Annotated in this window: 13 protein-coding genes; 5 read left to right on the top strand and 8 right to left on the bottom strand. The window is 51.8% G+C overall.

The window, feature by feature from the left end; genetic code table 11:
- Positions 1-2: 2 nt before the first annotated feature.
- Positions 3-1331, top strand: a complete 1329-nt coding sequence (locus OGX81_RS14360; RefSeq protein ID WP_012000766.1) for an MFS transporter — start codon at positions 3-5, stop codon at positions 1329-1331.
- A 144-nt stretch (positions 1332-1475) separates the two neighbouring features.
- A complete protein-coding gene (uhpT, locus tag OGX81_RS14355) occupies positions 1476-2867 on the top strand; it encodes a hexose-6-phosphate:phosphate antiporter UhpT (RefSeq protein ID WP_012000765.1) in 1392 nt (463 codons plus the stop codon).
- A gap of 43 nt (positions 2868-2910) precedes the next feature.
- On the opposite strand, the gene OGX81_RS14350 is transcribed toward uhpT, so the two are convergent.
- From OGX81_RS14350 to OGX81_RS14330, 5 genes are all read right to left on the bottom strand, one after another.
- Positions 2911-3525, bottom strand: coding sequence for a 2-dehydro-3-deoxy-6-phosphogalactonate aldolase (locus OGX81_RS14350; RefSeq protein WP_012000764.1), 615 nt, complete (start codon positions 3523-3525; stop codon positions 2911-2913).
- Positions 3512-4414 carry a 2-dehydro-3-deoxygalactonokinase gene (locus OGX81_RS14345; RefSeq protein ID WP_012000763.1) on the bottom strand — a complete coding sequence of 301 codons (903 nt, stop codon included), beginning with the start codon at positions 4412-4414 and terminating at the stop codon, positions 3512-3514. Before OGX81_RS14345 ends, OGX81_RS14350 begins: the two co-directional genes overlap by 14 nt.
- A gap of 54 nt (positions 4415-4468) precedes the next feature.
- Positions 4469-5704, bottom strand: coding sequence for an MFS transporter (locus OGX81_RS14340; RefSeq protein WP_230031916.1), 1236 nt, complete (start codon positions 5702-5704; stop codon positions 4469-4471).
- 138 nt (positions 5705-5842) lie between these two features.
- On the bottom strand, positions 5843-7360 hold the full coding sequence (locus tag OGX81_RS14335) for a UxaA family hydrolase (RefSeq protein WP_172958463.1): 1518 nt from the start codon (positions 7358-7360) through the stop codon (positions 5843-5845).
- Between the two features lie 21 nt (positions 7361-7381).
- The gene (locus OGX81_RS14330) at positions 7382-8281 is read right to left on the bottom strand and encodes a dihydrodipicolinate synthase family protein (RefSeq protein ID WP_024131072.1); all 900 of its coding nucleotides are present in this window, start codon (positions 8279-8281) and stop codon (positions 7382-7384) included.
- 243 nt (positions 8282-8524) lie between these two features.
- Between OGX81_RS14330 and OGX81_RS14325 the strand changes: the two genes are divergently transcribed.
- Together OGX81_RS14325 and OGX81_RS14320 are read left to right on the top strand one after the other, a co-directional pair.
- Complete coding sequence (locus OGX81_RS14325) at positions 8525-9280, top strand: IclR family transcriptional regulator (RefSeq protein WP_012135815.1); 756 nt, start codon at positions 8525-8527, stop codon at positions 9278-9280.
- Between the two features lie 11 nt (positions 9281-9291).
- Positions 9292-9744, top strand: a complete 453-nt coding sequence (locus OGX81_RS14320) for a DUF1198 domain-containing protein (RefSeq protein ID WP_012135814.1) — start codon at positions 9292-9294, stop codon at positions 9742-9744.
- Between the two features lie 60 nt (positions 9745-9804).
- Here the strand turns inward: OGX81_RS14320 and OGX81_RS14315 are convergent, their stop codons facing one another.
- The gene (locus OGX81_RS14315; RefSeq protein WP_047460187.1) at positions 9805-10128 is read right to left on the bottom strand and encodes a helix-turn-helix domain-containing protein; all 324 of its coding nucleotides are present in this window, start codon (positions 10126-10128) and stop codon (positions 9805-9807) included.
- A complete protein-coding gene (locus OGX81_RS14310) occupies positions 10112-10471 on the bottom strand; it encodes a type II toxin-antitoxin system RelE/ParE family toxin (RefSeq protein WP_104867989.1) in 360 nt (119 codons plus the stop codon). Before OGX81_RS14310 ends, OGX81_RS14315 begins: the two co-directional genes overlap by 17 nt.
- A gap of 226 nt (positions 10472-10697) precedes the next feature.
- Here OGX81_RS14310 and nepI point away from each other — a divergent pair, with 226 nt between their 5' ends.
- The gene (gene nepI, locus OGX81_RS14305; RefSeq protein ID WP_104869095.1) at positions 10698-11891 is read left to right on the top strand and encodes a purine ribonucleoside efflux pump NepI; all 1194 of its coding nucleotides are present in this window, start codon (positions 10698-10700) and stop codon (positions 11889-11891) included.
- Positions 11892-11930: 39 nt separating this feature from the next.
- On the opposite strand, the gene OGX81_RS14300 is transcribed toward nepI, so the two are convergent.
- On the bottom strand, positions 11931-12224 hold the full coding sequence (locus OGX81_RS14300; protein ID WP_024131070.1) for a YicS family protein: 294 nt from the start codon (positions 12222-12224) through the stop codon (positions 11931-11933).
- Positions 12225-12316: the final 92 nt, after the last annotated feature.

Genomic DNA, 12316 nt, shown 5'->3' with positions numbered 1-12316 from the left:
TGATGCTGACGTTTCTGAAAGCTCCGGCAAATGCGCCGTTGATAACCGATAAACACGAAGTCGATGCGCGTTACCGCTACTGGCGGCGACAGATCTTACTTACCATCTGGCTTGGCTACGCGCTGTTCTATTTCACCCGTAAAAGTTTTAATGCCGCCGTGCCGGAGATCCTCGTCAGCGGTGTGCTGACCCGCAGTGATATCGGCCTGCTGGCGACGCTGTTTTACATCACCTATGGCCTGTCGAAGTTTGTCTCTGGCATCGTCAGCGACCGTTCCAACGCCCGTTATTTTATGGGCATTGGGCTGATCGCCACCGGCGTGGTGAATATCCTGTTCGGTTTCTCCACGTCGCTGTGGGCCTTTGCATTACTGTGGGCGTTGAATGCCTTCTTCCAGGGCTGGGGAGCGCCGGTGTGCGCCCGTTTGCTGACGTCCTGGTACTCGCGTAATGAGCGTGGCGGGTGGTGGGCCATCTGGAATACCGCGCATAACGTCGGTGGGGCGCTGATTCCGATCGTCATGGCTGCTGCCGCTCTGCATTATGGCTGGCGCGCCGGGATGATGATTGCCGGAACGCTGGCGATTATCGTCGGCATTTTTCTCTGCTGGCGGCTGCGCGACAGGCCACAGGCTATCGGTTTGCCAGCGGTCGGGGACTGGCGGCATGATGAGCTGGAAATCGCTCAGCAGCAGGAGGGCGCGGGGTTGACCCGCAAAGAGATCCTGACCAAATACGTGCTGTTGAATCCCTATATCTGGCTGCTCTCGCTGTGCTATGTGTTGGTGTACGTGGTACGCGCGGCGATCAACGACTGGGGCAACCTGTATATGTCGGAGACGCTGGGTGTCGATCTGGTCACCGCCAACACGGCGGTCACGATGTTCGAGCTGGGCGGGTTTATCGGCGCGCTGGTGGCGGGCTGGGGCTCAGATAAACTGTTCAACGGCAACCGTGGGCCAATGAACCTGATTTTCGCTGCCGGAATACTGCTCTCTGTCGGTTCGTTATGGCTGATGCCGTTCGCCAGTTACGTGATGCAGGCGGCGTGCTTCTTCACCACCGGCTTTTTTGTCTTTGGCCCACAGATGCTGATCGGCATGGCGGCTGCGGAATGTTCGCACAAAGAGGCGGCGGGGGCGGCAACCGGTTTTGTCGGTCTGTTTGCCTATCTTGGCGCATCGCTCTCCGGCTGGCCGCTGGCACAGGTGATGGAAACCTGGCACTGGACCGGGTTCTTTGTGGTGATTGCCATTGCAGCGGGCATTTCCGCCCTGCTGCTGCTGCCGTTTTTGAATGCGCAGGCGCCGCGCGAGGCCAGCATTACGTGACGGACTTCACCTTTTTACCCCGAGTGGGGCAAAACTAAGAAATTTTCCCGGTTTCGCCTGGACGCTGTCTCAGGCTGGTTGGGCGGCTGATTTTTACAATGCCTGCAATAAAGCAGGCTTAAAAAATCAGGAGATACCCGTCCCATGCTGAACTTCTTAAACCAGGTGCGTAAGCCGACCCTGGATCTGCCGCTCGATGTACGGCGCAAAATGTGGTTCAAACCGTTCATGCAGTCCTATCTGGTGGTCTTTATCGGCTACCTGACCATGTACCTGATCCGCAAAAACTTCAACATCGCCCAGAACGACATGATCTCCACCTACGGGCTGAGCATGACGCAACTGGGGATGATTGGTCTGGGCTTCTCGATCACCTATGGCGTAGGCAAAACGCTGGTTTCCTACTATGCCGACGGCAAAAATACCAAGCAGTTCCTGCCGTTTATGCTGATTCTTTCCGCTATCTGTATGCTGGGCTTCAGCGCCAGCATGGGGAGCGGTTCCGTTAGCTTGTTCCTGATGATCGCCTTCTACGCGCTGAGCGGTTTCTTCCAGAGTACCGGCGGGTCGTGCAGTTACTCCACCATCACCAAATGGACGCCCCGTCGTAAGCGCGGCACCTTCCTCGGCTTCTGGAATATCTCCCACAACCTCGGCGGCGCTGGCGCGGCAGGCGTGGCGCTGTTCGGCGCGAACTACCTGTTCGACGGCCATGTGATCGGCATGTTTATCTTCCCGTCGATCATCGCGCTGATTGTGGGCTTCATCGGCCTGCGCTTTGGCAGCGACTCCCCGGAATCTTATGGTCTTGGTAAGGCGGAAGAGCTGTTCGGCGAAGAGATCAGCGAAGAGGACAAAGAGACCGAAGAAAATGAGATGACCAAGTGGCAGATCTTTGTGGAATACGTCCTGAAAAACAAAGTGATCTGGCTGCTGTGCTTCTCCAACATCTTCCTGTACGTGGTGCGTATTGGTATCGACCAGTGGTCTACCGTTTACGCATTCCAGGAACTGAAACTCTCAAAAGAAGTGGCGATTCAGGGCTTTACCCTGTTTGAAGTGGGCGCGCTGGTCGGCACGCTGCTGTGGGGCTGGCTGTCGGATCTGGCGAACGGTCGTCGTGCGCTGGTGGCCTGCGTTGCGCTGGCGCTGATTATCGCCACCCTCGGCGTTTACCAGCATGCTAGCAACCAGTACGTCTACCTGGCGTCCCTGTTCGCGCTCGGTTTCCTGGTGTTTGGCCCGCAGTTGCTGATCGGCGTGGCGGCAGTCGGCTTCGTCCCGAAAAAAGCGATCGGCGCGGCGGACGGCATTAAAGGCACCTTCGCTTACCTGATCGGCGACAGCTTCGCCAAGCTGGGGCTGGGGATGATTGCCGACGGTACGCCAGTCTTTGGTCTGACCGGCTGGGCGGGCACCTTCGCCGCGCTGGATGCCGCTGCCATTAGCTGCATCTGCCTGATGGCGATGGTCGCGGTGCTGGAAGAACGTAAAATTCGCCGTGAGAAAAAAATACAGCAACTGAAAGTCGCTTAAGTGTGTATTGGTAACGTTTTGCCCGGCCTGGCGCCGGGCTTTTTTATTGCTGCTTACAGGCGTTCCACGCCTCGATAAAGGCCTGGGCATTTTTTGCCGTCTGGTTTACGGTTTGTCCGGCGCGGTACAGATCGCTGCCTAATCCTGCGCCAATGCATCCTGCATTCAGATAGTCAGCCAGATTGTCGGGACGGATGCCACCGACGGCATAGAGTGGAATATGCGTCGGTAGAACGGCTTTTAATGCGCGGATGTATCCTGGCCCCAGTTCGCCTGCCGGGAAAATTTTTAATGCGCTGGCGCCGTGATGGATCGCGACAAACGCTTCGCTGGCGGTATGACAGCCGATACAGGTCGTCATTCCGGCATCTCGTGCCGCGTCAATAACTGACGGGTCGGTATTCGGCGTCAAAATAAACGAGCACTTGAATGCGGATAACAGGTTAACTTCGCTAACGGCGGTCACGGTTCCTGCGCCGATATGTATCGTCTGACCATAGTGTGCAACGGCTATGGCGATACTGGTTTGCCAGTCGGGGGAATTCAGCGGAATTTCTACGGTGGTAAAACCTGCTGTTGCGAGTACATCAATATGCGCCAGAACTTCATCGGGCGTTATACCTCGTAGTATTGCGACTAAAGGATTACGGATGTTCATGTAAAACACTCCTGATGCCGTTAATGAATGCTGTTTCACCGTTGAGGAGGCGACAGCGCTGGCCAAAAAGCTGGAATACGGTCTGGTAGCGGACGAGCAGCTCGTCGCTGCCGACCAGTACAATTTCTTCGTGTGCAGGGATTGCGTAATGTTGCAGCATTTGTGCGATTTCATGGCCGATCAGCAGACCGGATAAGGCATCAAAAAGCGCGTCCTGAGGAAGGATATGACTTAGTGTTCGTGCTCTGAGATCAAAGACGCCGCGAGAAAGGCAGTTTTCATGTTGACCACGTTTTGCGCCCGCTAAAAAAGCATCGACATTGTGCTGTTGTACCGTTGCGTGTTTTCCCACGATGGAGTGTCGGGTCAGCAGGTGGAAAAATTCGCCGGTCATGATGGTTTGAAAATCACGGACCGTATCGTTCTCCATGCGTACCCATTTACTGTGGGTGCCAGGGAAGGCATACCAGCTATTTTCTGATAACGCGCCAAGAAGCTGTGTTTCTTCACCGCGCATCACGTTACAGGTTTCAGATCCCGCTAACTGCAAACCAGGAATGATAAATACAGGGAGATGGCCCGCGTCATGAACTTGAGTGAGATGCTGCGACAGGGTTTGCAGGGAGACCGGACAGAGTAAATAGTGACTGTCTACCCAGCCAATATTGCTGCCAATCATGCCGCTCATGATAACCGTCGTATTATCTGCCAGAGTGTGTGGGCACTGTTCGAGCAATGTCAGCCAAATATCTTTGAACTGCCCTGCATGGTGATTGATCACCCCATCATGACTGGCGTGACGCCAGACACAGCTCCCCTTCTGGTAAACCCACAGGCGTAGGTTGCTGGAGCCCCAGTCGACGGCAATAAAGTTATCTGAATTGAACATACTTCGTTCCTGATGCCATAAAAAATGGCCCGCGAGCGGGCCGGAGACGGGTAATTACTTTTCAGCAATATCCATTTTTTTATCGAAGTTAATGAGCAGCGAGCAGATGAGGTAACCCACTGCGGCCAGCGCAAAGAACATCATCGCGGCATAGTAATTACCGGTAGATTGCACCAGGAAGCCGATAAAAATAGGCAAAATGGCAGCGAACAGGTTACTGGTAAAGTTCATGGTGCCACAGATAGTCCCTGCTACCGATTGTGCTCCCAGCAGACCCGGTATTGACCAGTAGACACTGGCCCAACGTAACGGGAAGAGCGCGATTGTCAGCAATGTAATCGCAATGGCTGGTGTTGAACTTTGGGCGCACAGAAAAATCCCTACCCCTGCGGTAGTGGCGGAAATTGCCAACATGGTATGCATAACGCGGCTGGTTTTTGCGCCTTTACTGCGCCATTTATCCATGATGTAACCGCCTGTGAGCTGACCAATAAAGCACAGCAGGAAGATCAGCGCCATCGCGCCACCCATCGACTTAATATCAAAGCCATAAGTGGCCTGGAAATAGAGTGGCAGCCAGGTCATCAGGCCATAGAACACAAAGCTGTAGCATACCCATCCGCCGATCAACGCAAGCACATTGCGCTGCTTGAGGTAAGGTTTGATATCAGCGAGACGGTATTTTTTACTGTTGGTGGCTGGGCCGTTTGCCGCGGTGATATGGTCCAGTTCCGCCTGGTTAATACGTGGGTGTTCTGACGGATAAGTACGGATATACCACCATGCCAGTAAACCGACGAGCATCGTGCCAACCCCCGCGACAACAAACGCCATACGCCACGAGTCGAAAAAGGCAATCAACCCGGCGATGATGACCGCACCCAGCGCGGTTCCTAATGGCGCGCCGCCATCGAGCAACATTGAGCCGCGCCCACGCTCAGTTGGCGTTAACCATGTCCCCATTAATTTTGCGCCTGCGGGCATGATAGGGGATTCTGTGACGCCCAGACCAAGACGGGAAAGTGAAAGCGTGAAAATGGAGTGACATAAGGCGGCAACGGCCTGGAATGCTCCCCATAAGATGGTAGCCAGTGCGATAATATTTCTGGCTTTGAACTTATCTGCAATCACGCCGCTGGGAATTTGCATCAGTGCATAAGCCCAGAAGAAAGCGCTATGGATAACACCGACAACCCGGGTATCAGTAATGCCAAATTCATCGGTAATATAGGGCATGGCAATAGAAAGCGATGTGCGATCAATATAATTAATCGCACCCAACAAAAGCATAATAATAAATATTCGCCATCTTACTGTTGTAGCCTTTAATTTTTCTTCTTCAGTATTTACGTTAACAATAGACATAGGAACTCCTTGCCATGCTCATAGTGAGCATGGCGGTACGAGGTATTGTTATATTGTGGAGCGTTACATTATGGAGCCAATTGTCCAGGGGACAAATTCCTGACTACCATAGCCAAATTCTTCACTTTTTGTTTTTTTGCCGGATGCCATATCAAGGATCATTTGATAAATACGTTCACCGACTTCTGCGATCGTCTCTTCACCTTCGACAATGGTGCCGCAGTTAATGTCCATATCTTCCTGTTGGCGCAGCCAGAGCGCGTTGTTGGTAGCCAGTTTCAGGCTGGGCGTTGGTTTGGATCCAAATGCCGAACCCCGGCCAGTGGTGAAGCAAAGCAGATTCGCGCCGCCTGCGATTTGCCCGGTAACGGCAATAGGGTCATAGCCGGGGGTATCCATAAAGACGAACCCTTTTGCTGTAACTGGTTCTGCGTATTCATAAACCTCTGTCAGATTAGTGGTTCCGGCTTTGGCAATACCGCCGAGGGATTTCTCCAGAATCGTGGTAAGTCCGCCAACCTTATTACCTGCTGAAGGGTTGTTATTCATTTCGCTTCCGCTGCGACGACAGTAGTCTTCCCACCAGTGAATCCGCGCAATCAGTTTTTCGCCAACCTCGCGCGAGACAGCGCGGCGGGTCAATAAATGTTCTGCGCCATAAATTTCTGATGTTTCAGACAGAATGGCCGTGCCACCCTGCTGTACCAGCTTATCCACCGCATAGCCGAGCGCTGGATTGGCGGAAATACCGGAATAGCTGTCAGAGCCACCGCATTCCAGCGCCAGAATAATTTCCGAGGCGGGAATGGGTTCGCGGATGACCTGGTTCGCGAGGGGAAGCATTTGATTTACCAGATCAATCCCTTTCTGGATGGCATGCCGTGTTCCGCCAACGTCCTGGATAGTATAGCTGTGCATCATTGGACCATCTTCCAACCCATGGGCATTCATCATGTCTTTGATTTGGCTGGACTCACAACCCAGCCCAATAATAATGACGCCAGCAAAGTTGGCGTGTGTGGCGTAACCTGCCATCGTGCGCCGCATGACCGCCATGGACTCACTTTTAGAGCCAATCGCGCAACCAAAACTTTGTGGAAGCGACACCACGCCATCGACATTTGGGTAATCGGCCAGACCGTGTAGACGAAAATGATCCTCAATCGCTCTGACGACCGTCGCGCTACAGTTAACCGAACTTAAAATGCCAATATAGTTACGCGTGGCGGCACGCCCGTCAGCGCGACGAATTCCCTGAAATATATCCTGATGTTCGGCGGGTGTGGGGGAATGCCGATCCACGCCCCAGGCGTAATCACGCTCAAAATCGCCCATGCCCAGGTTGTGCATATGTATATGCTCGCCGGCTTGAATAGGTTGGGTAGCGAAACCGATAATCTGCCCATACCGTTTCACTGCCTCCCCGATGTTTAGTGAGCGTAGGGCAATTTTATGTCCTGCGGGAATGTCGCTGATAACTGTAATTTGTTCTTCTTCAAGCCAGGTGCCAGCGGGAACACACTGTCTTGCGATAACCACATCATCTTTTGGATTGAGTTTTAGTACAGGGTTGATGTTCATTATCATTGCTCTCATGCTGATTTACAGAGTAATACGGGCCAGAATATTTCGAACAAGGGCTGTTTTTTCCTCATTGAGTGGTAAGGCTGGTGGAACTACGGCAGTTGAAATATCCACTCCAGTTAATTTGATAGCTGTCTTGATGACGCCAAAAAAAGGCTGTTCTAATGCATACAGAGGAGAAAGCGTTGCCAGTTGCTGCTGTAGTGCTTTAGCCGTAGTGAGGTCTTCACGAATAAATGCCTGATATATGCCTCTGGTAATGTGTGGGGCAAAGTTAAATGTTGCAGGGATTCCACCGTGACCGCCCAACAATAGCGTATCAAGCAAATATTCGTCATAACCGCTAAAGACAATAAACTCCGGGCGGAATGGGTGGACGCGATTAATAATTTCCCGGGTGTGGCTGATGTTATCAATGGTGTCTTTAATTCCTACAATATTAGGCACTTCACGGGCGAGTCGGGTGATCACGTCCAGACCGATATCCTGGCCAGTTAACTCAGGGAAGTTATACAAAAAGACAGGTATACTGAGTGCTTCGGCAATGCGTTTGTAATGCGTAAAACGCGCGTCATCACTGAGTTTCGCATAGTAAGGATTCACCACCAGTACGCCCGTAGCGCCTGCGTTTTGTGCGTGTTCACCTAACTGGATGGTTTCTGCGGTGCTGGCGCAGGCAATACCAATTAACACCGGTACTCTTCCTGCAACATATTGCAGACTGAATTCGGCGATCTGTTTTCTCTGCTCAGTGGAAAAATGTGAAAACTCACCGCCGCTGCCCAGAATCAGCATTCCGTCAGCCCTGTTGTTAATGACATGGTCAATCATGGTGGCCATTCCGGCGCGATCTAATTCGCCATGATTGTCAACAATGGTTGGGACTGGCGGAAAGATACCTTTAAATACGTTCGACATTGCTACCTCTTGTTCAGTATATGGAACTAATGTTCTGTATATTGAAATTAGTACAGCAAATATCCAAATCATTCGTCAATGATTTTTGCAGAACAAATGAACAATTGTGATAGCGATCTGATTTAGGTGGTTAACATTTCAGGAATTGCCTGTGCTTCCTCTATGCGCAAAAAAGCCGCATTCCTGAGGAAAGTGATTGCGGTATACTGAGAGGAGTCTATGAATAGAAAAGATTAATTTCGTATGAGCCAGGATATTACTACCTCTGTTCCCGCACTGGATAAGACGGTAAAAATCTGTAATTACCTCTTCAATACACCAGGGGCGACGTTCAGCCAGATCCAACAAGATTTAGCATTACCTAAAAGCAGCACGTCATCATTGTTAAACGCATTGGTCGAACATCACCTTTTGCGTCTGGAAAAGGGGCGCTTTTTCCTGGGCCTGAAATTGTACGAATGGGGTAATCGTTCGCTGGAGCAATTTGATATCCGCAACGTTGCTCTGCCTGTTCTGGAGAAATTGCGTGAGCAAACTGATCTGACCTGCCATCTGGGTATCCTGGATGAAGTCGCGCCCATTTACCTGATGAAGCTTGAGAACACTCAGCCAATCGGTATTCGTACCTGGGTCGGTAAAAAGCTGCCGATGCACAGTTCCGGCGTGGGGAAAGCGCTTTGTGCCTGGTTACCGCAGGACAAAATGGATGAACTTTTGCCGGATGAGCAGTTACCGCAATACACTGAGACCACCATCACCAGTAAGAAAGCCTTGCTAAAGGAGTTTGCCAGAATCCGTGAGCAAGGATGGGTCTTTGATAACGCGGAAGATTCCCCAGGTATTTATTGTATCGCTGCGCCGGTGTTTAATCGTAATCATGAGGTGATTGCTGCGATCAGTATCAGCGGTGTTGAATTGCAAATGCCAAAAGAGTGCATTCCACAATATTCGCAGTGGGTTCGTGAAGCCTGTCAGGCGCTTTCTGCAAAGTTGGTTTAACAGGGCAGGTTATGATTTGGATCATGCTGGCCACGCTGGTCGTGGTGTTTATTGTTGGCTTCAGGGTGCTCACCTCGGGGGCCCGGCGTGCGATTCGTCGGTTAAGCGAGCGTCTGGGCATCAGCGTGGTGCCGGTGGAATCAATGATCGACCAGATGGGCAAAGCGCCTGGAGAGGCGTTTTTACAGTACCTGCATCGTCCTGATGAATCACATCTGCAAAATGCCGCCCAGATATTGCTGATCTGGCAGATCGTGATTGTGGATGGCAGCGATCAGAACCTGCAACAGTGGTATCGTCAGCTGCAAAAAACGCGTCTGGCCGCGCCAATTACTGACGCGCAGGTACGCCTGGCGCTGGGGTTTCTGCGCGAAATAGAACCGGATATGCAAGAGATTAACGCCTTCCAGATACGCTACAACGCCCTTTTTCAACCTGAAGATGGCGTGCACTGGTTGCATTGAGAACGGTATGTGCCATTTTGCATATAACGAATGGTGTTAATTGCTTATCAGCGAGACTCATCAGGCCAGCACTTTTAGTCCGTGCTTTTGCACAATGGTAAGAAGCTTCAATGCTATACCGCCGGGGCGCTTTGCGCCGCTCTCCCATTTTTGCACTGTAGAAACGCTGGTATTCAGATAGCGCGCGAAAACGGGCTGGCTGACGTTCAGCTTCTCGCGTAGTGCTTTGATTTCAAGCGGCTGAAGATCCTCCACGCTACTGAGGCATGCTTTGTCAAAGTTGCGCATCGTTTCCTGGGGAATGGCATCAACGCTGAATAATCCAGAAGCTGCGCTGTGAATAGCTTCAAAAGCAGGGCTTTTGAATTTATTTTTTGCAGTCATGGCAAATCTCCACCAATTCTTTACTTTTAATCAATGCCGTCATTTTATCTTCAGCGAGACCAGCATAATGCTTTGCTAACTCGCGGAACCCGGCTAATTCACCGTTGTCGATGTTTGCCATATCCTGTTTGGCATATAAAAATGTATAAAACCAATGTATACCTCCTTTTGCGAGGATGATCGCGCGATCGCGATTCTGATTGAGGCGTTTTTTGTAAACCCCACCACCGAGATCCTCCACTTTTCCCTGCATTGCTGCTGCAATAACCTTACATAACTCTTCGTCTTTGATTGCATGGGACTTTGCTTCCCTGGCAAACCATTTGGTTTTAAATACACGCATCGGGTTGACATCCTGTAACCGTAAGTATAGCACTTAGTGCTATACTATGTCCTTTTCTTCCCACTGTGAATGCGAAGGCGCGCGAATATCATGGCGCATTTTTCATCATGCGATCGGGTAAGCATATTTCCCTGCAACAAAGGAAAGTTGCTAAAACGTTAAATACGTCACACTTTAGATGTTACACTGCACGGCTTTTCTGGCAGAGAAAGACGCAGGTAACGAAATGAGTGCAAGAATCGAAGAACAATCCCATGCTGAGACGATTATCCGGCCAAACTGGTCGGCTGTTTTCGCTGTGGCGTTCTGTGTTGCCTGCCTGATCACCGTTGAGTTTTTGCCCGTCAGCCTGCTGACGCCGATGGCGCAGGACCTCGGAATCTCTGAAGGCGTCGCCGGGCAGTCGGTAACGGTAACGGCGTTTGTCGCCATGTTTGCCAGCCTGTTTATCACCCAAATTATTCAGGCGACCGATCGTCGCTATGTGGTGATCCTGTTTGCCGTTTTATTAACGCTTTCCTGTCTGCTGGTCTCGTTTGCAAATTCCTTCACGCTGCTGTTGGCCGGGCGTGCCTGCCTGGGGCTGGCGCTGGGGGGATTCTGGGCGATGTCGGCTTCGTTGACGATGCGTCTGGTGCCGCCGCGTACCGTGCCTAAAGCGTTGTCGGTTATTTTTGGCGCGGTCTCTATTGCGCTGGTGATCGCCGCGCCGCTGGGCAGTTTTTTAGGTGGGATTATTGGCTGGCGTCATGTTTTTAACGCGGCGGCGGTGATGGGCGTACTGTGTGTTATTTGGGTAGTGAAATCGTTACCTTCGCTGCCTGGCGAACCGTCTCACCAAAAACAAAATATCTTCAGTCTGTTGCAACGTCCCGGCGTAATGGCGGGGATGATCGCCATCTTTATGTCCTTTGCCGGACAGTTCGCGTTCTTTACCTACATCCGCCCGGTGTATATGAATCTGGCGGGCTTTGATGTCGATGGCCTGACGCTGGTGCTGCTGAGCTTTGGCATCGCCAGTTTTGTGGGAACGTCGCTTTCCTCTTTTATTCTTAAACGCTCGGTCAAACTGGCGCTGGCAGGCGCGCCGTTGGTTCTGGCCGTCAGCGCGCTGGTGCTGACGTTGTGGGGAAGCGAAAAAGTGGTGGCGGCAGGGATCGCGATTGTCTGGGGGCTGTCGTTTGCGCTGGTGCCGGTAGGGTGGTCAACGTGGATCACCCGTACGCTTGCCGATCAGGCGGAAAAAGCCGGGTCTGTTCAGGTTGCGGTGATCCAGCTTGCCAATACCTGCGGTGCGGCTGTTGGCGGCTATGCGCTTGATAACCTTGGTCTGCTGTCGCCGCTGGTGCTCTCCGGCAGCCTGATGTTGCTGACGGCGTTGCTGGTGACGGTAAAAGTTCGCATACAAACGACGCGATAATACATCAAAAGGGGTGACGATTCGGTCACCCATGACGTTTTACATATCCGGGCATTCGACTTTGCCGAGCGCTTCCCAGTAGTTATTCTGGTTGTTCCTTTCTATCGCAACAATGGCCTCGCGGATGTGCTGTTGATTACTCTCATTCGACATGATCATTTTCTCCCATGCCTCATCCGACAGCGATGCCTGCGGCGTACACATTTTGCGTAGCTCTTTCAGGACGGTGCTTTTTTCGTTAGCGGTCTGAAGCGAGCTATAAGGCGAGTTAGCCAACGCAATGCCTGGCAGCGCGAGAAGGGCGGTAAAGAGCAGCAGAGCGGTTTGTTTCATCGTCATCATCCAGTATTCAAAGTTTAAGCATAAGTATAGACAGAACACGACTCTCTCAGCGGTCCGCATTACTTCGCAAAACCGTCTCGTCT

The organism is Citrobacter sp. CK206, from assembly GCF_030333125.1.
Classification (GTDB): Bacteria; Pseudomonadota; Gammaproteobacteria; order Enterobacterales; family Enterobacteriaceae; genus Citrobacter_B; species Citrobacter_B koseri.
Note: the sequence above shows the minus strand (reverse complement) of the source record. Positions and strands in the feature narration are given on the sequence as shown.